At 26.1% G+C, this 22,981-nt stretch carries 23 protein-coding genes and 1 other annotated feature; of the genes, 5 read left to right on the top strand and 18 right to left on the bottom strand.

What is annotated here, in order from left to right:
• Positions 1-158: 158 nt before the first annotated feature.
• The 7 genes from ACYUEX_RS07860 to ACYUEX_RS07890 form a co-directional block, all read right to left on the bottom strand.
• A complete protein-coding gene (locus tag ACYUEX_RS07860; RefSeq protein ID WP_460287465.1) occupies positions 159-614 on the bottom strand; it encodes an MOSC domain-containing protein in 456 nt (151 codons plus the stop codon).
• Between the two features lie 4 nt (positions 615-618).
• Positions 619-1,590 carry a GTP 3',8-cyclase MoaA gene (gene moaA / locus ACYUEX_RS07865; protein ID WP_411170703.1) on the bottom strand — a complete coding sequence of 324 codons (972 nt, stop codon included), beginning with the start codon at positions 1,588-1,590 and terminating at the stop codon, positions 619-621.
• 1 nt (position 1,591) lies between these two features.
• Positions 1,592-2,089, bottom strand: a complete 498-nt coding sequence (gene moaC / locus ACYUEX_RS07870; RefSeq protein WP_411168020.1) for a cyclic pyranopterin monophosphate synthase MoaC — start codon at positions 2,087-2,089, stop codon at positions 1,592-1,594.
• Positions 2,090-2,191: 102 nt separating this feature from the next.
• A complete protein-coding gene (locus ACYUEX_RS07875; RefSeq protein WP_411168021.1) occupies positions 2,192-2,683 on the bottom strand; it encodes a MogA/MoaB family molybdenum cofactor biosynthesis protein in 492 nt (163 codons plus the stop codon).
• Positions 2,684-2,866: 183 nt separating this feature from the next.
• Positions 2,867-3,469 carry an ATP-binding cassette domain-containing protein gene (locus ACYUEX_RS07880; RefSeq protein ID WP_460287466.1) on the bottom strand — a complete coding sequence of 201 codons (603 nt, stop codon included), beginning with the start codon at positions 3,467-3,469 and terminating at the stop codon, positions 2,867-2,869.
• On the bottom strand, positions 3,462-4,229 hold the full coding sequence (locus tag ACYUEX_RS07885; RefSeq protein ID WP_460287467.1) for an ABC transporter permease: 768 nt from the start codon (positions 4,227-4,229) through the stop codon (positions 3,462-3,464). Before ACYUEX_RS07885 ends, ACYUEX_RS07880 begins: the two co-directional genes overlap by 8 nt.
• The gene (locus tag ACYUEX_RS07890; RefSeq protein ID WP_460287468.1) at positions 4,210-5,202 is read right to left on the bottom strand and encodes an ABC transporter substrate-binding protein; all 993 of its coding nucleotides are present in this window, start codon (positions 5,200-5,202) and stop codon (positions 4,210-4,212) included. Before ACYUEX_RS07890 ends, ACYUEX_RS07885 begins: the two co-directional genes overlap by 20 nt.
• A gap of 193 nt (positions 5,203-5,395) precedes the next feature.
• On the opposite strand from ACYUEX_RS07890, the gene ACYUEX_RS07895 reads away from it, so the two are divergent.
• Positions 5,396-6,382 carry a DUF4003 family protein gene (locus tag ACYUEX_RS07895; protein ID WP_460287469.1) on the top strand — a complete coding sequence of 329 codons (987 nt, stop codon included), beginning with the start codon at positions 5,396-5,398 and terminating at the stop codon, positions 6,380-6,382.
• Between the two features lie 44 nt (positions 6,383-6,426).
• On the opposite strand, the gene ACYUEX_RS07900 is transcribed toward ACYUEX_RS07895, so the two are convergent.
• The 5 genes from ACYUEX_RS07900 to ACYUEX_RS07920 form a co-directional block, all read right to left on the bottom strand.
• A complete protein-coding gene (locus ACYUEX_RS07900; RefSeq protein ID WP_460287471.1) occupies positions 6,427-7,368 on the bottom strand; it encodes a ribonuclease Z in 942 nt (313 codons plus the stop codon).
• A gap of 221 nt (positions 7,369-7,589) precedes the next feature.
• On the bottom strand, positions 7,590-8,297 hold the full coding sequence (gene deoD, locus ACYUEX_RS07905; protein ID WP_460287472.1) for a purine-nucleoside phosphorylase: 708 nt from the start codon (positions 8,295-8,297) through the stop codon (positions 7,590-7,592).
• 273 nt (positions 8,298-8,570) lie between these two features.
• A complete protein-coding gene (locus ACYUEX_RS07910; protein WP_411168028.1) occupies positions 8,571-9,869 on the bottom strand; it encodes a bifunctional folylpolyglutamate synthase/dihydrofolate synthase in 1,299 nt (432 codons plus the stop codon).
• A complete protein-coding gene (locus tag ACYUEX_RS07915) occupies positions 9,866-10,666 on the bottom strand; it encodes an ATP-grasp domain-containing protein (RefSeq protein WP_460287474.1) in 801 nt (266 codons plus the stop codon). Before ACYUEX_RS07915 ends, ACYUEX_RS07910 begins: the two co-directional genes overlap by 4 nt.
• Entirely contained in the window at positions 10,663-11,562 is a 900-nt protein-coding gene (locus tag ACYUEX_RS07920; protein WP_460287691.1) for an ATP-grasp domain-containing protein, read from the bottom strand. Before ACYUEX_RS07920 ends, ACYUEX_RS07915 begins: the two co-directional genes overlap by 4 nt.
• 154 nt (positions 11,563-11,716) lie before the next feature.
• On the opposite strand from ACYUEX_RS07920, the gene ACYUEX_RS07925 reads away from it, so the two are divergent.
• Positions 11,717-12,148 carry a hypothetical protein gene (locus ACYUEX_RS07925; protein WP_411168030.1) on the top strand — a complete coding sequence of 144 codons (432 nt, stop codon included), beginning with the start codon at positions 11,717-11,719 and terminating at the stop codon, positions 12,146-12,148.
• 371 nt (positions 12,149-12,519) lie between these two features.
• On the opposite strand, the gene ACYUEX_RS07930 is transcribed toward ACYUEX_RS07925, so the two are convergent.
• The 3 genes from ACYUEX_RS07930 to ACYUEX_RS07940 form a co-directional block, all read right to left on the bottom strand.
• Positions 12,520-15,162, bottom strand: coding sequence for a valine--tRNA ligase (locus ACYUEX_RS07930; RefSeq protein ID WP_460287475.1), 2,643 nt, complete (start codon positions 15,160-15,162; stop codon positions 12,520-12,522).
• A 216-nt stretch (positions 15,163-15,378) separates the two neighbouring features.
• Positions 15,379-15,605, bottom strand: a binding site (T-box leader).
• 127 nt (positions 15,606-15,732) lie between these two features.
• Entirely contained in the window at positions 15,733-15,858 is a 126-nt protein-coding gene (locus ACYUEX_RS07935) for a CPC_1213 family protein (protein ID WP_411168032.1), read from the bottom strand.
• Between the two features lie 97 nt (positions 15,859-15,955).
• Positions 15,956-16,900 (bottom strand): carbohydrate kinase family protein, encoded by a 945-nt coding sequence (locus ACYUEX_RS07940; protein WP_411168033.1) that lies wholly within the window; start codon positions 16,898-16,900, stop codon positions 15,956-15,958.
• A 252-nt stretch (positions 16,901-17,152) separates the two neighbouring features.
• Here ACYUEX_RS07940 and ACYUEX_RS07945 point away from each other — a divergent pair, with 252 nt between their 5' ends.
• Complete coding sequence (locus tag ACYUEX_RS07945; RefSeq protein WP_411168034.1) at positions 17,153-17,509, top strand: tetratricopeptide repeat protein; 357 nt, start codon at positions 17,153-17,155, stop codon at positions 17,507-17,509.
• A gap of 40 nt (positions 17,510-17,549) precedes the next feature.
• On the opposite strand, the gene ACYUEX_RS07950 is transcribed toward ACYUEX_RS07945, so the two are convergent.
• The 3 genes from ACYUEX_RS07950 to ACYUEX_RS07960 are packed head-to-tail and all read right to left on the bottom strand — an operon-like array spanning position 17,550 to position 20,535.
• Positions 17,550-18,620: a transglutaminase-like domain-containing protein gene (locus ACYUEX_RS07950; protein WP_460287476.1), complete on the bottom strand. Its 1,071-nt coding sequence runs from the start codon at positions 18,618-18,620 to the stop codon at positions 17,550-17,552.
• A gap of 24 nt (positions 18,621-18,644) precedes the next feature.
• The gene (recX, locus tag ACYUEX_RS07955) at positions 18,645-19,280 is read right to left on the bottom strand and encodes a recombination regulator RecX (protein ID WP_460287477.1); all 636 of its coding nucleotides are present in this window, start codon (positions 19,278-19,280) and stop codon (positions 18,645-18,647) included.
• A gap of 16 nt (positions 19,281-19,296) precedes the next feature.
• A complete protein-coding gene (locus ACYUEX_RS07960; protein ID WP_460287478.1) occupies positions 19,297-20,535 on the bottom strand; it encodes a M16 family metallopeptidase in 1,239 nt (412 codons plus the stop codon).
• 261 nt (positions 20,536-20,796) lie between these two features.
• On the opposite strand from ACYUEX_RS07960, the gene ACYUEX_RS07965 reads away from it, so the two are divergent.
• Together ACYUEX_RS07965 and ACYUEX_RS07970 are read left to right on the top strand one after the other, a co-directional pair.
• Entirely contained in the window at positions 20,797-21,471 is a 675-nt protein-coding gene (locus ACYUEX_RS07965; protein WP_411168038.1) for a response regulator transcription factor, read from the top strand.
• Positions 21,472-21,538: 67 nt separating this feature from the next.
• Entirely contained in the window at positions 21,539-22,966 is a 1,428-nt protein-coding gene (locus ACYUEX_RS07970; protein WP_411168039.1) for a HAMP domain-containing sensor histidine kinase, read from the top strand.
• Positions 22,967-22,981 lie beyond the last annotated feature (15 nt).

Raw genomic sequence — 22,981 nt, forward strand, 5'->3', positions numbered from 1 at the left:
CTCTCTTCTTCTCCTACTATTCCGATATGTTTTGTTTATAGTTATATAATACTCTATTTTCAAAGATTTGTGAATAGCTTTTAAAGAAATTCTAAAAAAATAGATTATATCATTATTATGATATAATCTATTTTTAATTATTAATTTATATTAAGCATTTACAAACTAATTATTTTTTTATCGTTCTCTAATAAAATACACTGATCCCCAACTCTAACTTTTCCACCTTCTAGCACTCTAGTAAATATTCCATTTTTTGGCATTATACATTCTCCAACTTGATAATATATAGCACATTTATCATGACATTTTTTCCCAATTTGAGTTACTTCTAATAATACATCCCCTACTGTTAGCATTTGTCCTATTGGAAGCTTATCTAATTCTATTCCTTCTATAACTAGATTTTCTCCAAATGCTCCAAAATCAACGTTCCCACCTTTTTTTCGAAATTCATCAATTTTTTCAAAAGCTAGTAAGCTCACTTGTCTATGCCATTTTCCTGCATGAGCATCACCTTCAATACCAAACTCCTTTATAAAGTTAGCTTCAGTAATTTCTTTTTTCAAAGTTCCTTTATTCTTACTTGTACATATAGCTAAAACCTTCCCCATATTATTATCCTCCAATTTGATTCATAGATTTTAGTTCTTTATTATTACTTTTTTTCATAAATAAATGTTTCTCAGGTTTATTATAAATACTACTCTTTATAGCTATAATTAACTCTTCATCTGAAGCACCACTTCTAAGCATCTTTTTTAAATCAACTCCATAATTAAAATGTAGACATTGTTTTAAAAATCCTTCTGGAGTTATTCTAATTCTATTACATTGATTACAAAAACAATTACTTATTGCACTTATAAATCCAACTTTTCCCTTTGAATTACTAATTTTAATATAATTTGCTGGTCCACCATTTTTATTTTCCTTAATTTCTTCAAAATTATCATATTTAGATTTTATAATATTCAATATATCTTTATTAATTATACCTTTATATCTATTTCCTACTCCAATAGGCATAAGCTCTATAAACCTTACATCTATAGGTTTTTCTATTGTTAGTTTTATAAAATCTGATATTTCATCATTATTAATTCCATCTATCATAACAGTATTTATCTTAACATTAATCCCTAACAATAAGCATTTATTAATTGCTGATAATACTTTTTTTAACTCTCCCACTCTTGTTAATGTTCTAAATCTATCTTCTCTTAAAGAATCTAAACTTATATTAACTCCAGTTAAACCACTTTTCACTAATTGATCTAATTTATCTTCAAGTAATATTCCATTTGTGGTTAAATATATTTCTTCTATCTCATCTATCTTATTTATTTTATCAATTATTTCAACTATTCCTTTTCTTAATAAAGGCTCTCCTCCAGTAAATCTAATTTTTTTTATTCCTAATTTTGAACTTTCAAGAACTATTTTATAAATTTCATCATCAGTTAACATTTCTTCACTTTTAAGGAATGTATTTTCTTTCTCTTCCATACAATAGATACATCTTAAATTACAATTATCAGTTAGTGAAACTCTTAAGTAATCTATTTCTCTTCCTAATTTATCTTTCATATTATTTTGAAGAGCTGTCATTAAAAAAATTAAACTCTCCACTCTTCCCCCCTGTTTTTTTAAGTAAGTGAGTACTTTCTATAACCATTCTTTTATCAACTGCCTTACACATATCATAAATAGTTAATGCTGCAACTGTAACTGCAGTTAAAGCTTCCATTTCAACTCCTGTTTTATCTACTATTTTTACTGTTGATTTTATTTCAATAAAGCTTTCTTCATTATTTATTTCAAAATCTATATTACAACTAGAAATTAGCAAAGGATGACACATAGGTATTAAATTAGATGTTTGCTTACTAGCCATTATCCCCGCAACTCTAGCTACACCTAGAACATCTCCCTTACCTATTTTCCCATTCTTTATAAGTTCTAAAGTTTCATTACTAACTTTTATTTTGGATACAGCAATGGCCACTCTCTCAGTTTCTTTTTTTTCAGATATATCTACCATTTTTGCATTACCATTATTATCAAAATGGGTTAATTTATTTTTCATTTTTATTCCTCCTGAGTTTTAAATAAAAGCCTTATATTTATTTACATAGTTATTACTCTTGTTCTCCATAACATGGTAAAAGGCCATAGTTAGAAAAACTAATTATTTTCTTGCACATTCTTGCTCTTCACCTATCAATATACCTAATCCATGCTTTAATTCATCTAATATAAAATCTAATGCTTCCATACAAGCCTTAGGGCTTCCAGGTAAATTCACTATTAATGTATTTCCTCTTATTCCTGATACTGCCCTTGAAAGCATAGCTCTCTTAGTTATTTGAAGACTATAACATCTTATAGCTTCACATATCCCCGGTGCTTCTCTATCAATTATTTCTTTAGTTGCTTCTGGAGTTATGTCTCTTTTAGAAAAGCCTGTTCCTCCTGTGCTTAAAATTAAATTAACCTTTAACACATCACTCATACAAATAAATTCTTTTTTTAGCATTTCTTTATCATCTGGTAAAATAATTTGTTTTTTTACATTAAAGCCTGCTTTCTCAACTATATCTCTGATTACAGCTCCACTTTTATCCTCTCTTTCACCCTTATATCCTTTATCACTACTTGTTATTATTCCAACACTGTACATTAAATTCTCACCCCTATATTGATTAAATAATTAATGCCAAAATCTCTTTAAGGAAAATTTTATCCGTTTATTTAATACTTCTATATCTTTTGCCATATTCCTTCTTTAAAGCATATTATTGTCTAAAATTTCAATTTATATGGAATTTTAGATAATAAAAAAAGAAGTGATTTACACCTCTTTTCAATTATTTTTAATTATTTCTTTTTCTACTGGATTATTTTTGAATAATATTATTTTATCACCAATTTCTCTTGCTTCATTTAAATCATGACTTACTATTATAGCAGTTTTTCTTTTTTCAGAAAAATATTCTCTTACTACCTTAATAATATTTTCTTTATTTTCCTTATCTAAGCCTTTAAATGGTTCATCCATAATAAATACATCACCATCATATAACATTGCTCTAGCTATATTTATTCTTTGTCTCATTCCTCCACTTAATTCATGTGGATAAAGCTTTTTACAATTTGATAAATTCATTTTTTCTAATATATCATCTATTTTTTCTTTTCTAATTTCTTTATGAAAATTATCTTTTATAACAAATTCTAGATTTTTATAAATATTTATCCATGGTATTAATCTATTTTCTTGAAAAACAGCACTAACATTGAATCCTCTTAATATTAATTCATCCTTTATATAATTAAGCAAAGTACTTTTTCCTATGCCAGACTCACCCATTATAAAATTTATAGAATCTTTATTAAAATCTATAGAAAAATCTTTATACAATACTTTTTCTTCAAAGTTAATATTAATATTATTAAATTTAATCAAGTATATACCTTCTCCCTTTAATACTTTTATTTAAAACATATATAATTATTTTATCAGTTATATAACAAAGTATAGCAACTATAATTATCCATGCAAATATTCCTGCTGTATTAAAATTTATCTTTTCTCCTTGAATAGCAGTTCCTATTCCATATAGTGGTTGTCCATACACTTCTCCTGCAATTACAACTTTTAACACCAATGAAAAGGTAGATGTCGCTATAGATGAAATATTAATTATTATCTTTGGAAAATATATATTTAATAATTTATAAATAAACTTAACTTTAAAGGCTTCTGCCATTTCAATTAAATCTTTATTTTCATTTATTATTGAATTAATTGTACACTCATACAAAACTGGAAAAGCCATAATAAATCCAATTAAATAGGGTGCATAATTTTTATTTAACCAAATTAAAGCTATAAGTATAAAAGCTATTGTTGGAATTGATTTTAATATGGAATTAACAGGATATAAAAAATTATATATAAATTTATTAAAGCCTGATACTATACCTAAGATAATAGCTATTATTAATGCCATTATAAAGCTTATAAAGCCTCTCAACAACGAATTTCCTATATTTAACAAAAAATATTTTTCTTTCACTATGTTAAATATTTCTTTTAATATTTCACTTACTTTAGGTAAGTAAATAGAATTATTTATTTTATTTGATAATAGTACCCATATCCCTACTAAAACAAGTAGAGATATAAATATAATTTTTTTATTTTTAATAGAAGAAGTCTTCATCTGGAATTTTTTCTCCTATTGATTTTGGATTTTTACTTTCTAGAATTTTATAGTAATCTAAATATTCTTTCTTGCTATCTTTTGCTTTTGAAAAGTTTATATTACTATTTTTTATTGATTTTTCTAATACACTTACATCTACTTGTGAACCATTTTCTACAGAATACTTAGCTGCTTCACCATTGTTTTCATTTGCCCATTTTGTAGATAAATCTATTTCACTTATTAATTTATCAAGAAAATCTTTACTATTATTTATTAAATTTTCTTTAACAATTATACTAGCTTGAGGAAACCCCTTATTGCTATCAAATTTCTCTTTCCATAAATCATTTAAATTAGCTATTACTTCTATATTAGTATTCTTATTAATTATAGTTGTTAGCACAGGTTCTGGAACAACTGCAAACTTTGCTTTTCCCCCTAATATAGTAGGTGCTAACTCAGTTGCCCCACCTACATAACTTAATATAACTTCACCCTCTTTAATTCCACTTTCCTTTAAAAGAGTTTTAAAAACTATATCTGGAGTTAAGCCCTTTCCTATATTATAAATCTCTTTACCTCTAATATCATTAAAACTAATTTTTCCTTCAGTTGAGATCAAATATAATGCTCCCCAACCTGTTGTACCAACTAACTTATAACCTAAATTCTTATTATAAGCTTGTGCAGCTAGATTTGACGGAACTATTGCTATATCGGGTTCTCCCTTCATTACTGAAGTTGCTAATGTATCTGAAGTATTTTCTATAGAATAGATAATATTATAATTATTATCTACTTGTATATTTTCTTTAATCATTTTTGATATAGATGTTGATGGAACTCCATTTGGCACTACTAAACTTATTTCCTTCTTTTCCTTTGTTTCTTGTTTAGACTCTTCTACATTCGATTTACAGCCTGTAAATGTTAAAAACATAGTAGCTATAAGGAAAATGCCTAATTTAACTTTATTATTCTTTCTCATTTTATCTACTCCTTCTAAATTTACTACTTCTTACCATTATATCACTAATAAAAGGATACACAAACAGCACTAATATAAAATCAAATATCTTATTATAAGTTATGATTTATTATATAAAGCAGTTTCTATGTTGAATTTATTTTATCTTTCCTTTATAATATAATTAGTAAATTTTTGAAGGGAATGAATATTTATGATAGACAATAAATTAGATTTACTTATTAAAAATAGTAATAACTTAGAAAATGTAAAATCTACTTTTGGAATGGGTATATTTAAAAGATGTAATGCCTTAAACCTAACCTTAAGAAATATAGATGTTGATGTAGAAAAAATAAATAACTGCATAGATTTAATAAAAAATAATTCTTCTTTTTTCTCTAATTTTAGAGGAAATAACCTCCTAACTACTGCAATTAATTTATCTATACAAGATAATCCAGAAGAAAGCTTTAAAGATATAACCATTATATATAACAAATTAAAAAATCATTTTTTTAATAATCAATTTTTAGTTTTAGCAGCGCAAATAATTTATAATTATAAAAATACAATAGATGTTGACTTATTAGTTGAAAATACTAGAAAAGCTTATGATATTATGAAAAAAAACCACCTATTTTTGACTGGGCAAGATGATATTTGCGCTGCTGCTCTTATTGCTACAACTTCTTATAATTTAGATCAAACATTTATTGATATGGAGGAGTGCTATACTATTTTAAAAAATAATGGTTTTTATGCTGGTAATAATCTTCAAGCTCTTTCTCACATACTATCTCTTTTTGATGGATTCTCACAAGAAAAATGCAATAAAGTTATTTTATTAGATAAAACCTTAAGAAAACATTCTATTCCTTTAAAAGGTTATTCTCTTCCTATACTAGGTGTTGCAGCTTTAACAACTAATGATTATGAAGAATTTGCTCAAAACTTAATTTCAACTGATAAATTTCTAAAAAAACAATCTGGTTTCGGAACATTTACTTTAGGTTCAACTGTAAGGCATATGATTATAGCTTCATTACTCTCTTTAGAGTCTATTGAAAATAGCGATTCTTTAATAAAGGAAAAATTAATTGAAACAACTAACAACATATCTCTAAATATAGTTATTATAATGCAAATAGCAGCAGCCTCAGCTGCCGCTGCAGCTGCTGCTTCCGCTGCAAGCAATTAGCAATAAAAAAGTATTATTAATTATATAAAGTAAAACCTTAAAGTTTACTCAGTAAACTTTAAGGTTTTTACCATTTCATCTTCTCCAATTATTAAACTTTCAAATATTTCACGGGCATTTTCACTAAACTCTTTAGGTTCTACCATTGCAGGACTGAAATGAGTTAGCAACAACTCCTTTACTTCACCCTTATTTGCTAAAATAGCAGCTTCTTTAAAAGTCATATGTTTATTTTTTATAGCTTTTTCTATATCCTCATCACTTCCATAAGTGCCTTCACAAATGAACAAATCACTATTCTTTATTAGCATAGGAATACTCGAGATAGGTCTTGTATCTGTTATGAAGCTTAATTTAACACCTTTTCTTTTCTCTCCTAAAACCATGGTGTAATCATATTTCACTCCGTTATAAATTACTTCTTCTTCCTTTTGTAATTTACTCCATAGAACTTTAGGTACATTCATTAAAGTAGCTTTTTCTAAATCAAATTTTCTTCTTCTTTTAAAGTAAAGACTATATCCTAAACAAGGTGAAGAGTGATCTAATTCTAATGATCTTAATATAAAATCACATTTTTCAACTTCAGATAGCTGTAGCATATCCTTTGTAATATTAAAATACAACTCATCAGGATTTTCTAAAATATTTATATCATAAGGTAAATATCGACAAATAACTCTAAGATTATTTATCACATTATTTATTCCTATGGGACCAACTATTGTTAATGGCTTTTCCCTTCCACTATTGCCTATAGTAGATAATAATCCTGGCAATCCCACTATATGATCTCCATGGAAGTGAGTTATAATAATTATATCTATAGCTTTAAATCCAAGCCCCATTTTTCGTATAGTAACTTGAGTACCTTCTCCACAATCTATTAATATTTTTCTTCCTCTGTAATTTATAAATAGTGCTGATAAGTTTCTATTTGGCATAGGCATTCCTCCACCACAACCTAATAGCGCAATATCTATCATTTTCTCACCTTCTTTCTAAAATATATTATTTACAAATTTAATATATATAATTTATATTTTACTATCTATATAGCATTAAATATCTTTATATCTAATTAATATATTTAAAAAGTATATTTTAAATATAATTATCTCTATTATATTTAGATAATTAATTTAATTATTAAATAAAGACAGTAGGATAAACTTCCTACTGCCTAAAACTAATCTTACTTATATATTTATTTTGCTAACTCTAATGCTATTTCCATCATATCAGTGAAGCTTTTTTGTCTTTCTTCAGGAGTAGTTTCTATTCCTTTAAATATATGATCAGAAATTGTAAGTATAGATAAAGCTTCAACTCCATATTTTGCTGCAAGTGTATATAATTCAGCTGATTCCATTTCTACAGCTAAACAACCATAATCAGCCCATAACTTTATTCCTACATTAGTGTCATCATAGAATAAATCCGAAGACAATACGTTTCCTACTTTAATATTTAAACCTTTTTCTTTTCCTTTATTATATGCTTCTAATAAAAGCTCAAAATTTGCTGTTGGAGCATAATCCATTCCTTGGAATCTTCTTTTGTTTATTCCTGAGTTCGTTGATGCACTTTGAGCCAAAACTATATCTCTTACATTAACCTCTTCATTCATTGAACCTGCTGAGCCAATTCTAATAAGTCTTTTTGCACCATAAAACTGAATTAATTCGTTTACATAAATAGAGTGTGACGGTAACCCCATTCCTGTGCCTTGTACTGAGATTCTTTTACCTTTATATGTACCAGTATAACCATACATTCCCCTAACTTCGTTATAACAAACAGGATTTTCCAAGTAATTTTCAGCTATGAATTTAGCTCTTAGTGGATCTCCTGGCAATAATACTGTTTCTGCTATAGCTCCTTCATCAGCCATTATGTGTAAATGTTTTGCCATGTTAAAAGCCTCCTTAATCTATAATTAATAAAATACTATCATATTTATAAAAACAAATAAACCTTTTCATTCTAAAATATCATTATTGTTATATTTATTCTCAAAAAAATAGAATGTTATTGTATATTCTATTTAATATCATTAAATAGTATTAATAATATTATTTTACTAAGTTAATTATTACTAGAATATATTAAAATAAGTGTAATCAGTAAAATAAAATTTTACTAATTACACTAAAATTTATCTAATATATTGGATTATTTGTAATACTTATATATTATTTAATATTCTTCTAATCTCTCCTATCATATAAAGTGATCCTGAAGCAATTATTAAATCATCTTTTTTTGCTTTACTTAATGCTAATTCTATTGCCTTATTATATTCATTAAAAGCAATGCAATTTTCATTATATTTTAATACTACATCTTTTAATTCATTTGCATTCTTTGCTCTTATTGAATTTGCTGTAACAGTATAAACCTCGGTAGCTAATGGTGCTATTATTTTTACCATTTCATCAACATTTTTATCTGCCAAAATTCCAAGTATTAAATATATATTTTTATATTTAAAATACTCTTCTATATTACTTTTAAGAAATTCAATTCCTGAAATATTATGAGCTCCATCAATTACTACATATGGATTTTTTCTTAATACTTCAAGTCTGCCCTTCCATCTAACACTTTTCACACCAGAATATAACTTATCATAATTTAATTTTATATAATTTAAATTATGAAGTTCTTCCAACCCTTTAATTGCTAAGGCTAAATTAATAATTTGATGCTTACCAAGTAAAGGTAAATCTAAAATATACTTATTATTATTATAATCTATTGAAACCTTTTGATATTGAATATCATCATTTACTATTTCTAATAGTGTGTAATTTTTTGAATCTACAACAATTAAATTAGATTTAGTTAATAAAGCCCTCTTTTTAATAATTTCAATAGCTTCATTTATTTGATTACAAGTTATAACTGGAATATTTTCTTTTATTATACCTGCTTTTTCATTAGTTATTTCTTCTATTGTATTCCCTAAAATATTTGTATGATCTAAGCTTATAGAAGTTATTATTGATAATATTGGTATAATAACATTTGTTGAATCTAATCTACCTCCAAGCCCCACTTCTATTATTCCAAAATCAACTTCTTTTCTATATAAGTATAAGAACATTATACAAGTTAAAACTTCAAATTCTGTTGGATGTTTATATCCTTCTTCTACCACTTTATTAACATATGGTTTTACTTCTTCTAATAAGCTTACTAAATCCTCTTCTAGTATATTGTCCTCATTTACTCTTATAGTTTCTTCTATTTCTTCTAAATGTGGTGAATTGAAAAAACCTACTTTGTACCCATGTTCAATAAGAACCTTCCCTATTATCGCTGAAGTTGAACCTTTTCCATTTGTTCCAGCTATATGTATAAGCTTTAGTTTTTTATGTGGTTTTCCAAGTAACTCTAATAATCTTTCTGTACGTTCTAATCCATAACTTGAGCCTAATTTTCTTAATTCTTCTAAATATTTTAATGCCTTTAAATTCTTCATACCTGTCTCATTCCTTTTAGATCTTTTGATATATGGTTTAAAAATAATTCCATTGTATTATTTACTCCTAAATAGCTTAGCATTCTACTTCCAACTGCATCTTCAAATTCATTAAATAGTATTTCACCATTTTCTAAAAGTAAAAAGTCAATTCCACCGAAATCTATTTCTATATTATTTAATATTTTATCTAGTACTTTTTCTTCTTTAGATGAATAATTATATAACTTCACATTTCCTCCTTTAGAAAAATTAGATAAAAAATTATTTTTTTGTGGTTTTCTTATTACACAGTTAACTATTTTATTATCTATTATGTAAAATCTTATATCTCCTATGTAGTCTTCAATAAATTCTTGATATACATTTTTATTAAAATCTAAATTATTAAATTCATTTAGTATATTAATACCTATTCCACCATGTCCATTTTTAGGTTTTTCTATTATATTTTTGCTCTTATCAATATCTTCTAAACATCTATAGATTCTTGGATATCTTATATTTAAAGATTCTATAAAATTATATGCTTCTAATTTGTCATTTCCCAATTTACAAAACTTATATTTATTAAAAACTTTAATACTTAATAACTCTAAATTATATGTTACATTGTAATTTCTAGATCTATTTATAGCAAATTTATATTTTCCTTCTATCTTTTTATAATCAATATCTTTTGTTAAAATAAGTTTTAAATCTAAATCATACTTTCTTCCATCTTCTATTAACCAATTAATATAACCTTTATTTTTTTCTACATCTCTCTCATCATATATAACTAAACCATTTATCATAAGCATTCCTCTAATATATATTTTAATATTTCTCTTCCAAAGCTTTTTCCCCAAAGTTCTTCAAAACTTAAGAAATTTAAATTTGAATTTACTTCACATAATAAAGGCTTATCATCATCTCCAAATAATAAATCTACTCCTGAAAAATCTAAACCTAATGCCTTGTGTGCTTTTAATGCAAGCTCTTCTTGTTCCTTAGTTAAGTCTATCAACTTTCCCTTTCCGCCTTGAGATATATTTGCTCTAAAGTCTTTATCTGACTTTCTAAGCATAGCCCCTATTATTTTATTTCCTATTATATTTACTCTTATATCTCTACCATAACTACTTTTAATATTTTCTTGCATAATAAAGTCTACATTTCTCTTATTTAGCTCACTAACTTTTCTAATAAAATCTTCCTTGCTATTTATTAAATATACCTGCATTCCAAAAGAACCTTTTGATTCTTTTATTATTATATCTTCTCCAAGTTCTTCATAACATTTTAATAAATAATCTTCATTGTTTGATGAATAATTAAAAACCATTGGGGATAGTATAGTTCGCGGCATTTGGATTTTATTATTAGAAAGTTTTAAATGCATTAATCCCTTATGATCACAATATTCTATTGATTTACTTGAATTAAAGACCTTTAATTCCATATTTTCTAAATGTTTTGCTAATAATACATCTTTATCCCAAAATATAATAAATCTTGGATTAGGCAGCTCCTTTAAATATAAAAGTTCAGCTTTACCTTCATTATTATACATAGGTATTATTTCTGTATTTTTAACTGCCTCTAATTTTATATCTAATTTTTCTGCTTCAATTACTAAGGATTTTACAAGCTTATTTATTTTGGGAATATTTAATGTTCCATTGTAAATTATCCATCCTGTCATATACATATCCACTCTTTCTACTCTTTATTAATTAACCTACTTTTATCACTTTTAATTTTTTTTGTCAATATTAAAGCTTATGTTATTATTTTATATTAATTGTATTTTATATTAAGATAATTTAAAATAATAAATAGATAATCTAAAGAAGGAGTTTATTATGAATGATTTAAATGAAGCATTAAAATTAAATTTAGATAAAATTTCTATTTTTGAAATAGATGAAGAAAAATTAATTGAACTTAAATCTTATGACTACTATATGCAAACAAACTTTTACTTTTGGTTGGTTAATAAAATAAATTTTTTTGAAAACAAAAAACATTATGAGGAACTAGCATATTCGCATTATTTAATGTCTTATTTTATTTTTATTATTTTAACACCTTTGTCATATGAAGACCTAGCATTTAATCATATAAATAAAGCCTTAAAATATAAAGATGAACTTAAGTATAAAGAATGGTTTCTTATTTTTTCAACACTTCCTAATAACTTTATAAAAACTTATGATGCAATAAAAATTGCTGAAGAAGTTATTGAAAAAGATCCAAGCAGTACTTTAGCAAATACTATATTACAGATGTTTTAATAAAAAAGTGGACATATGTAAGTTTACTTATTCCGTTGTTCCACTCCAAGTCACCATAAACTTACATATGTCCACATACAAACTGAAGGTAAGGAAAGTATAAAATAAATCTACTTTCCCACATTTAATTACTAAAAGTATTATATAATCGCATTTTCAAAGCTTTATTTTTTTATACTTTCCTAGGCATTTAAACACTAAAGGCTCTAGCTTAAGCTAGAGCCTTTAGTGCCTTTTATCTTATTAAATCTTTTATCTTAAATATTATAAACTAAATACTATAAATTAGAAACAACTTTTTTTATAATAAATAAATTCTATTAATGTTGTATAGCAATGAATTTTATTTTATTATTGTAAAATTATATCTCCTATTTTAAAGTATCTATTCTAACTAAAACTGCATTTAGCATTTCTTGATATTTTTCTCTCTTTTCTTTTTCACCATCAATTACTGCTTGAGGTGCTTTAGCTACGAAGCCTTGATTAGATAATTTCTTATCTATTCTTTCTACTTCTCCTTCTAGCTTTTTCTTTTCTTTATTTAGTCTTTCAAGTTCCTTTTCTTTATCTACTAAATCTAAAAGCGGCATAAATAATTCTCCACCCTTAACAACTAGTGATACTGCATTTTCTGGAACCATAGACTTATCTTCTATAAATGATACTTCAGATGCCGATGCTAGCTTTTCTATATAGTGAACTCCAGATAAGAATGCATCTTTTGATTCATCTGTAGTATAACTAATTACTTTAGCTTTTCTTGATGGTGGAACATTCATTTCAGCTCTTACATTTCTTAATCCTTTAATAGCTTCAATTATAAAGTCCATATCTTTTTCTGCTTTTTCATCATTTAAGCTTTCATTGCATTCTGGCCAATTTGAAATTACTATTGACTCGCCATCAGTTAAAGTAGTGTATATTTCTTCAGTTATAAATGGCATTACAGGATGTAATAGCTTAAGTCCAGTTTGCAGAACATCATTTAAAACATTGTAAACTATGCCTTTTTGCTTTTCATCTTCACCATATAAAACTCCTTTAACTAGTTCTATATACCAATCACAGAACTCTGTCCACATGAAATCATATACCTTTTGAAGAGCAATTCCAAGCTCATATTTTTCCATATTTTCAGTTACTTCTTTAACTAATGTATTCATTCTTGAAAGTATCCATTTATCTGCTAAACTATATTCCTTGCAATCAGCATATTTATTCATTATATCTTTATCAAGATTCATCATAACAAATCTTGAAGCATTCCACATCTTATTTGCAAAGTTTCTAGCAGATTCAACTCTTTCAGGAATATATCTTATGTCATTTCCTGGTGAGTTACCTGTTACAAGCATAAATCTTAAAGCATCTGCGCCATATTCATCTATAACTTCTAACGGATCAACCCCATTTCCTAAAGATTTACTCATCTTTTTACCCTCAGAATCTCTTATGATACCATGCATTAAAACTGTATCAAATGGAGTTTTATCCATATTTTTTATTCCTGAGAATATCATTCTTGCAACCCAGAAGAATATAATATCATATCCTGTAACTAATACGTTTGTTGGATAAAAATATTCTAAATCATCTGTTTTATTAGGCCATCCTAATGTTGAGAAAGGCCATAAAGCTGAAGAGAACCAAGTATCTAGTACATCTTCATCTTGACGTAAGTGCTTAGATCCACACTTAGGACATACTGTAGGAGCATCTACTTCAACTATGATTTCTCTACAATCTGTGCAGTACCAAACTGGAATTCTATGCCCCCACCATAATTGTCTTGATATACACCAATCTTGAATATTTTCCATCCAGTTAAAGTATATCTTATCAAATCTTTCTGGTACAAATTTAGTTTCATTATTTTTAACTACATCTATAGCTGGTTTTGCTAAAGATTCCATTTTAACATACCATTGCTTTGATATTATAGGTTCAACTACTGTTCCGCATCTATCATGTGTTCCTACATTATGAGTATGTGGTTTAACCTTAACTAATAATCCTTGTTCTTCTAAATCGCTAACCATTTGCTTTCTAGCTTCATATCTATCTAATCCTTGATACTTTCCACCTAACTCATTAATAACACCATGATCATCCATGACTCTTATTTGAGGTAAGTTATGTCTAAGACCTACTTGGAAGTCGTTAGGATCATGTGCTGGAGTTATTTTAACAGCACCAGTTCCAAATTCAATATCAACGTAGTCATCTCCAACTATAGGAACCTCTCTATCTGTTAGAGGTAATTTTAATGTTTTTCCTATAAGATGTTTAAATCTATCATCATTTGGATTTACAGCTACTGCTGTATCTCCTAATAAAGTTTCTGGTCTTGTAGTTGCTATTTCTAAAGCCCCTGAACCATCAGCCAATGGATAATTTATATGCCAAAAGCTTCCTTCTTTTTCTTCATAAATTATTTCAGTATCTGAAAGAGCTGTCGTACACTTTGGACACCAGTTAGTTATTCTATTTCCTTGATATATTAATCCTTCTTTATAAAGGTTGACAAAAACAGCTCTAACTGCCTTATTTAAATTTTCATCCATAGTAAAAGCTTCTCTAGAAAAATCACAGGAAACTCCAACTTTTTTAAGTTGTTTTCTTATAGTTTCTCTATATTCATCAGACCATTCCCAAACCTTCTCTAAGAAAGCTTCTCTTCCCATTTCCTTTTTAACTAAACCTTTTTTTAAAAGTTCGTTTTCAACTTTAACTTCAGTTGCAATAGAAGCATGATCTTGACCTGGTAACCATAAAGTACAGTATCCTTGCATTCTTTTAAATCTTATAAGCATATCTTGAAGTGTATTATCAAGTGCATGACCTAAATGAAGCTTTCCTGTTATATTTGGTGGTGGCATAACTATAGAAAAAGGCTTCTTATTTTTATCAATTATTGGTGTAAAATATTTTTTTTCTTCCCAATTTTTATAAATTCTTTCTTCGAATTCTTTTGGGTTATACGTGGTTGCTAAGTTTTTCTTTTCAGACATCCTTTTGCCTCCTTTTATTTTATATATTCAAGATAATTAATAAAATTTTATTATATGTACTAAATAGTAAATAGCAATTAAGTATAATTTGAAGGTTCATACTTTAAGATTCACATAATTAATCTATAAATTGACTTTTGTAATTTAGAAACCAAATAAAATAGTATAATATAATCTTGAATGTTTAATTTTAAGCAATAAAAAAAGCCTTCATCACAAAAGGACGAAGACTCGCGGTACCACCTTTTTTCTTAATATAAAATATTATTTTATATTAAGCTCTTTATTTATTAACGACTAAGACAGCCGCCTTTACTTACTTAATTTCAGTAAAGATGCTCAAAAGCTACCTTCAGGATACTCTATATAGAAGGCTTTCAGCCGGTGACCCTCTTTTTCTTTAATACTCGGTATTCCTTACTCCTCTTTATCATTGCTTTTATTATATGATTTTGTAAGGTTATATTATACTATATTATTATTTTTGTCAATGTTATCATAAAATAAATAATTAAAGTAACTTAAAAAAGTGCTAAATTTTTATTTAGCACTTAAAAAATATTCTATTTATTAGATTTTAAAATCCTTTGGATTATGTTCCTTTGCTTTTGGTTCTCCAAAAGCTGCTTTTACACTTTCCACTTGCGGATTATGATTTATATGTTTTTTATGACTATTTTTTGATTTCTTACTCATTTACTTCACCTCCAAATTTATATAATTAGCTTATGTAAAATAATTTAATTTATTTTATATAAAGCTAAGAAAGAAAGTGAAATTTTGTAATTAGTATTTATCCATCTATCCATTCCATTGTTTTTATAAAGTCATTAACAAATTCTTCACTCATACTTGGATTAATAGTTTCTTCATGGATTATAGTAACTACTGACATAGCGATAGCATATTTAACAGTATCCTTAATTGAAAAATTATTCATATATCCATATCCAACACCTGCAACAAAAGAATCTCCTGCACCTGTAACATTTTTAACTTCCACAGCCTTTGTAGCTATTTTTCCTTCTTCATTAGAAGTCTTATAGTAAATACCCTCTGCATCAAGACTTATAAATACATTTTTAACACCTAGTGATAAGAAGTAATCTGCTGCTCTTTTTAAATCTTCGTCACTTTCAATTTTAAACCCACATAAAACCTCTGTCTCTAATCTATTTGGTTTAATTGTATGAAAATATTTTACTAAATGTTTTATTTTTTCTGCCTTTGTTGATGATACAGGATCTAATATAAATTTAGTTTTTCCTTTAAAAGTAGTTAAAATATACTCTAAAAGTTCTGGATTATCTGAATCTAATATAGTATATTCTGCATTTTCGATTATATGGGCTCTAGAATTTATAAAGCTAGATTCCATTTTATTAAGACTTTCCATATCTACTATTGCAGATTCCATTTCTCCATTTTCATTTAAAATCGCCATATATGTAGGTGTATATTCATTTTCTAAAATTAATGAATGTTCCATACTATATCCTATAAGCTCTGAGTTTTCTAAAATATTTCTTCCTTGATCATCTCCACCTAAAATAGAAATAAATTCTGTATTAACATTAACTCTTGCTAAATTTTCAGCAATGTTTCTACAAACTCCACCTAATGATATCTTTATATGTCCTGGTATAGAATCTCTTCCATTATATTTTTTTCTGCTAAAGCCTATTATATCTACTATTGACGCCCCTAATACTAATATATAAGGATTATTATTATACATACCATCTCTCCTGCTCTTTAAAATCCGTTACTAAAAAACATAAATATATTATATTAGAGAAAGCTAAAAAAATAAAGTTAATTTTACAAACTTTGTCGAATTTTATTTTTTATTTATGCTTCTTTAATTATATTATTTATTTAAAACTCTCTAAAACTTGCTACATTTTCCTTGGATATTCATATACTGAATATTAACTTATCTATATGTCAATAATTTAAATACATATAATTATATTCCTTGGAGGTAAAAATGAATTACTTTAACGAAGGTAATAAATACTATAATCTTAAAGAATTTAAAAAAGCAATTGAATTTTACAATAGGGCAATTGAAAATGATGAAAGTACAACTTGTTCCTATTATAATGCAGGAGTTTGTTATATAAAGCTTAAGGATTTTGATTCGGCAATAATAATGATAAAAAAAGCTCTTTCTGTGCAGCAAGAAAGTAAATACTTCTTTAACTTAGCCTATTGTTATACAATGAAAGAAGAACTCAAAAAAGCCCTCATTTATTTTAACATAGCCTGGTCACTAGATGATTCTGACTATGATTGTGAAAAAGCTATAAATTTAATAATGTCTAAAAATAAAAAGGCTTTATAATCTTAAATAGGTTATAAAAGCCTTTTTAATTTTACTAAATTTAAAGCCATTCTCCTGCTAGTTGAGCATTTAAATGATCTGAATTGAAATCTTTGCTATCAAAGTAATCTCCTGCTAAATAAAATGTTGGATCTATATTAATCCAAACTCCTTCATCTGAAAGATACACTTGATTCCAAGCGTGTGGTCCATAGTTTTGACCATCAAAGGCATCTCCAGTTACTATCCTTGTTCCTAAGCCTACAGACTTTGCCATAGCTACATAAAGACAAGCATAATCAAAACAAATTCCACTTCTTGTATTCCAAGCTTCAATTGCTCCACTATTACTTACGCCTTCAGGTCCTAAAGCTTTTTCAGCTTTTAAAAAGTCATATTTAATATTTGATCCAATCCATGAATATAATTTTTTTGCTTTTTCTCTATCACTTTTAGCATTTCCAATTATTTCAACAGCCTTTTTATTTATTTCTTCTGATGATTTTATTCCTTCTTCTAATGTAACTCCATTATAATATACTATTACATTAGAATTTGATGGAATATATTCTTTAAAATCATTATAAGATAGTACAGGCTTATTAATTGACATTATATTTTCTAATGTACTGTATCCATTTATACTATTAAATAAATTAACTTTCATACTTCTTCCAAAGGTTGTATTATAAGTTATAATACTCATAAACATTATTAATATTATAACTAAACCTTTTAAAAGCCCAAATAGCGTTGAAAATAAAACAATTCCTAAATTTCCTCTACTTAATAAAATATTATATGCTTTTGTTAATGGATTATTTAAACACTTTAAAATCCAATAAATTATAGTTTGAATAAATAAAAATACTATTCCTAGTACTAAAGCTTTAAATAAATTGTTATTTACAAAATTAATATTAGAATAATTACTTACAAACTTTAATATTTCTAAATATATTTTTTCTAAATTAGTAAGCATGATCAAAAATGTCATAAAAATAGAAAAATAATAAATTAATCTATTTAAAGAATACTTAGCACTTCCTTCCTCTAAGGATCCTTGTACACTACCCTTTATTGAAAAACCCATTAATAAAGCACATAAAATATAAGGTAAATATGTAATCATTAATGTCTCTCCTTTTAAAACAATCTACATATCATCAATTTCCATTATCCTTTTTACTGCTTGAGAAACTATATCATAATTATATCCCTTGGATAACAAAAACCTATATAACTTTTGAGATAATTTATATTTATCATTTTCTCTCTTTAATAAAATATTATATTTTTTCAAAGCCATATTATATGCTATATTTTTTTCTTCATCTTCATTTATATTAGAAATTTCCTCTTCTATAAGAGTATCATTTATTCCTTTTTTTATTAAATCATATTTTATTTTCTTTTTTCCTTGCAACCTAGTTTTATCTTTTACGTACATTTTTACATAATTTACATCATTTAAAAAATTATACTCTTTTAAAAAATTTAGCGTTTTATTAATACTTGCTTCATCATATCCTTTTAATAAAAGCTTATCTTTCAGCTCTTTTTCACTTTTATATGTTTTTTCTATTATTCTAATGGCAGTATTTTTGCATCTTAAATAATTATCTTCTTTTGCAATTACTTTAATTTTCTCTAGGTCTATTTTCTCATTTAATTTTAGTCCTTCTTTATAAACTAATTCTGTACTTATTGAAAATGAATACTCCTCATCAATATATATATTTACTCTTTCTTTATTTCTCTTTTGTATTTCTATTTTTGTAATAACACTCATAATTATCTCCAATCCTTTAAGATTTTAGTATATGAATTGTTGGATTACTCAAAACCTTTCTAGCTACCTCTTGGATTTTATTCATATCTAATGTATGTAATTTTTCCATATCTCCAACAAACTCATATAAATCTTCACCATCTAAGCCTTGATGAAGCATATAATTACATAACTCTGCTGGATCCTCTAAAGTTGAGATAACAGCTGTTTTATGAACTTTTTTCATAAGTTCTAAATCTTTCTCTCCAATTGATAAATTTCCATTTTTAACTCCATCTATTGTTTCATTTATTGCATTTATAGCAGCACCTAAATCTTCTTCTGCAACTGCTGTGTATATATATAAAGTCTTAACACTATTTGTCATATCTATACTAGTATAAATATCATAGGCTAATCCTCTTTTTTCTCTTACTTCTCTAAATAGAAGTGAGTTAGAACTCTCCCCTAACCTATGATTTAAAATTCTAAGCGGAAGCTCTAGTTCCCTATTTAAATTATAAAAAGTGTATAAATACACTATAGTATTTTGTTCTATATTAGCTTTAGTTGTTGTAATTGACTTAGAAATATTTTCTTCTTCTAGGATACTTTTTTCTATCTCTACTCCTCTTTCCCAATTTGAAAATATTTTTTTCACTTCACTTAGTGCTTCACTATGGTCATAAGAAGACACAACTGTAACTAAAGCATTATTTGGTATATAGTGTTTTTTATAGAATTTAATTAAATCTTCTTTAGTATATTTTTTTATATTTCCTTCTATACCTGCAACGTCATATTTTAGAGGACTTTTATTAAAAGCTACTTCATTAGTTCTTTTAAAACTTAAATCTTCTATATCATCTTTACTTGTTCTTATTTCTGCAAGTATTACTCCTCTTTCCTTTTCCATTTCACTCTCATTAAATTCAGGACAGATTATCATATCACCTAAAATTTCAATAGCATTTTTAAGCTCGTCTTCTAAACAGCTTATAGTATACACTGTAGATGTATAATCTGTATAAGCATTATATTCTCCACCTAAAAACTCTAGCTCATCATTTAATTCTTCATAACTCCTTTTTTTTGTCCCTTTGAATAACATATGCTCTATAAAGTGAGATGTTCCTTTTTCATTCATACCTTCATGAAGTGATCCAACTTTTATTCCTACATTTATAGATGATATTTTTGTATCCTTTTTTATAGTTATAACCTCTAATCCATTATCTAAAAAATTTCTCTCAACATCAAAATTTAATTTAAACATATTAATCCACCTATTTCCTCATATTATTTTGCTTATTAAAAATATAATATGACTACATTTTAAATACAATACTATAATTATATATATGTTTCAACTAAGAATCTACATTATTAGTCTTTTTAAATCAAATAATTACTTGTTATATAAATGTAACATAAATTAAATAAATATTACTTTTTTATTTATTTACATAATTAATCTTTACCATATAAGTATTGACATTTATAATTATATTAAAGATTTCATAATAGGGAGGGTTTTATGAAAAAAAATATACTATTAATTGAAGATGAAACTCGTATTAGATTTTTACTTAAAGATTATTTTTTTAAAGAAGGATTCAATATTATAGAAGCTTCCGATGGTGATGAAGGTCTTAACTATTTTATAAGCAATAAAGTAGATTTAGTTATATTAGATATTATGATGCCAAAGGTTGATGGGATTACAGTTTTAGAAATGATAAGAAAGGTTTCTACAGTACCAGTTATATTACTTACTGCTAAGGGGCAAGAAGAAGATAAATTATTTGGTTATGAAATGGGTGCAGATGATTATATGACTAAACCATTTTCCCCTAAAGTATTAATTGCTAAGGTTAAGGCTTTACTTAAGAGAACCTCTGAAGACACATTTTCTAGTACAAATGACTATAATGGTTTGACTATAAATAAATTATCTCATGAAGTTAAAATAAATGATGAAATAATAAATTTATCTCCAAAAGAATTTGAACTTTTAACTTATTTATCTGACAATGAAGGTATAGCTTTATCAAGAGATACTATACTAGATAATGTGTGGGGCTTAGATTACTATGGCGATTTAAGAACTGTTGATACAAATATAAAGAGACTTAGAGAAAAGCTTGGAGACAAGGCATCTTATATAGTTACAGTTAGAGGAAGTGGATATAGATTTGAGGCACAAAAATAAATTTAGCATATCAAAAAAATTATTTTTAATAACTTTTGGCTTAATATTTATTGTATTAATATTTAGTATGTTATTCCAAATTTTATTTTTTGAAGATTTCTATTTAAATCGAAAAGTAAAAGACATGATTAAGGAAGCAAGTAAATTTAGTACTTTAAATTCTTATGCTGATGAAAACTTTTTGACTGATGCATTATTTAGATTTGAACAAGAGACAGATTCTAGAGTTGTTATTCTTTCATTAGATGGTAAAATTAAGTTTCTAGATAATTATGGTAAAAATACAGATGACTTTCAAGTTTTAACTGCATTTTGTGCTGAACTTATTAATGATAAATATCTTATTAATGAAGTTTTAACTTCTGGTAAGCCACAAGCTAGAGTTTTTGAAAATAAATTAAGCAATACAAAGAAAATTGGAATAGTATCCCCAATGTCATTAAACTCTAAAAATGATTCAATTATTGTATCTGTTTCATCAATGCAACCTATTAGCGAAGCTGCTGGTGTGACTAAAGAGTTTTATGGATATTTATTTTTAGGTTTTAGTGTAATTGCTATTTTCTTATCATCTGTATATGCAAATTTGATTTCTAAACCATTAGTCAATATAAATAAAGTAGCTAAGAGAATGTCTGCAATGGATTTTACAGCTAGGTGCCAAGAAAACTCGGATGATGAAATTGGAAGTCTTGCTGTTACCTTAAACTTTCTATCATCTACCTTAAAAAATGCCTTAGAAGATTTAAAGCAAAAAAATAAAACTCTTCAGGAAGATATAGAAAAAGAACGTAAATTAGAAGAGATGAGAAAAGATTTCGTTGCAAGTGTTTCCCATGATTTAAAAACACCTATAGGAATAATAGAGGGTTACGCTGAAGGCTTAAAAGATGGTATAGCTACTGGTGAAGATGCTTTAGTTTATTTAGATACAATTATAGATGAAGCAAATAAAATGAATAAATTAGTAACAAATATGTTGGAATTATCCAAACTGGAATCTGGGAATATAGATTTAGTTATAGAAAAGTTTAACATACTTAGACTTATTCAAAAACTTATAAAAAGTTTTTCTTTAGAACTTGCATCTAAAAATATAAATATAGAATTCAAAACTAAGTTTGAATATTGCTATGTAATTGGAGATGTATTTCAATTAGAACAAGTTCTTACTAATCTCATTAGTAATGCAATTAAATATACTCCTAATGGAGAGAAAGTAATAGTAGAAGTGCTAGGAGAAAATGATTTTATTAATATTTCTGTAGAAAATAAAGGCTCTCATATTCCTGAAGAAGAAATTGAAAATCTTTATACTAAATTCTACAAAATTGACAAATCAAGAAGTAGTTTTAAAAACAGTAATGGCTTAGGACTTTCAATAGTAAAAAGGATTTTAACATTACATGAAAGCTCTTTTTCTTTATCTAACACAATAGATGGAGTAAAATTTCAATTTACCTTAAAAAGAGCTGATGATTTAGAAATAATATAAAGGGATGAGCTTCAT

The sequence above is a fragment of the Clostridium sp. CTA-7 genome (assembly GCF_054768095.1).

What these genes read in the sequence shown, in the direction of transcription:
- ACYUEX_RS07860 (WP_460287465.1), bottom strand. Translation starts at nt 614, where the DNA reads ATGGGGAAGGTTTTAGCTATATGTACAAGTAAGAATAAAGGAACTTTG.
- moaA (WP_411170703.1), bottom strand. Translation starts at nt 1,590, where the DNA reads ATGAAAGATAAATTAGGAAGAGAAATAGATTACTTAAGAGTTTCACTA.
- moaC (WP_411168020.1), bottom strand. Translation starts at nt 2,089, where the DNA reads ATGAAAAATAAATTAACCCATTTTGATAATAATGGTAATGCAAAAATG.
- ACYUEX_RS07875 (WP_411168021.1), bottom strand. Translation starts at nt 2,683, where the DNA reads ATGTACAGTGTTGGAATAATAACAAGTAGTGATAAAGGATATAAGGGT.
- ACYUEX_RS07885 (WP_460287467.1), bottom strand. Translation starts at nt 4,229, where the DNA reads ATGAAGACTTCTTCTATTAAAAATAAAAAAATTATATTTATATCTCTA.
- ACYUEX_RS07890 (WP_460287468.1), bottom strand. Translation starts at nt 5,202, where the DNA reads ATGAGAAAGAATAATAAAGTTAAATTAGGCATTTTCCTTATAGCTACT.
- ACYUEX_RS07895 (WP_460287469.1), top strand. Translation starts at nt 5,396, where the DNA reads ATGATAGACAATAAATTAGATTTACTTATTAAAAATAGTAATAACTTA.
- ACYUEX_RS07900 (WP_460287471.1), bottom strand. Translation starts at nt 7,368, where the DNA reads ATGATAGATATTGCGCTATTAGGTTGTGGTGGAGGAATGCCTATGCCA.
- deoD (WP_460287472.1), bottom strand. Translation starts at nt 8,297, where the DNA reads ATGGCAAAACATTTACACATAATGGCTGATGAAGGAGCTATAGCAGAA.
- ACYUEX_RS07910 (WP_411168028.1), bottom strand. Translation starts at nt 9,869, where the DNA reads ATGAAGAATTTAAAGGCATTAAAATATTTAGAAGAATTAAGAAAATTA.
- ACYUEX_RS07915 (WP_460287474.1), bottom strand. Translation starts at nt 10,666, where the DNA reads ATGATAAATGGTTTAGTTATATATGATGAGAGAGATGTAGAAAAAAAT.
- ACYUEX_RS07920 (WP_460287691.1), bottom strand. Translation starts at nt 11,562, where the DNA reads ATGTATATGACAGGATGGATAATTTACAATGGAACATTAAATATTCCC.
- ACYUEX_RS07925 (WP_411168030.1), top strand. Translation starts at nt 11,717, where the DNA reads ATGAATGATTTAAATGAAGCATTAAAATTAAATTTAGATAAAATTTCT.
- ACYUEX_RS07930 (WP_460287475.1), bottom strand. Translation starts at nt 15,162, where the DNA reads ATGTCTGAAAAGAAAAACTTAGCAACCACGTATAACCCAAAAGAATTC.
- ACYUEX_RS07935 (WP_411168032.1), bottom strand. Translation starts at nt 15,858, where the DNA reads ATGAGTAAGAAATCAAAAAATAGTCATAAAAAACATATAAATCATAAT.
- ACYUEX_RS07940 (WP_411168033.1), bottom strand. Translation starts at nt 16,900, where the DNA reads ATGTATAATAATAATCCTTATATATTAGTATTAGGGGCGTCAATAGTA.
- ACYUEX_RS07945 (WP_411168034.1), top strand. Translation starts at nt 17,153, where the DNA reads ATGAATTACTTTAACGAAGGTAATAAATACTATAATCTTAAAGAATTT.
- ACYUEX_RS07950 (WP_460287476.1), bottom strand. Translation starts at nt 18,620, where the DNA reads ATGATTACATATTTACCTTATATTTTATGTGCTTTATTAATGGGTTTT.
- recX (WP_460287477.1), bottom strand. Translation starts at nt 19,280, where the DNA reads ATGAGTGTTATTACAAAAATAGAAATACAAAAGAGAAATAAAGAAAGA.
- ACYUEX_RS07960 (WP_460287478.1), bottom strand. Translation starts at nt 20,535, where the DNA reads ATGTTTAAATTAAATTTTGATGTTGAGAGAAATTTTTTAGATAATGGA.
- ACYUEX_RS07965 (WP_411168038.1), top strand. Translation starts at nt 20,797, where the DNA reads ATGAAAAAAAATATACTATTAATTGAAGATGAAACTCGTATTAGATTT.
- ACYUEX_RS07970 (WP_411168039.1), top strand. Translation starts at nt 21,539, where the DNA reads ATGTTATTCCAAATTTTATTTTTTGAAGATTTCTATTTAAATCGAAAA.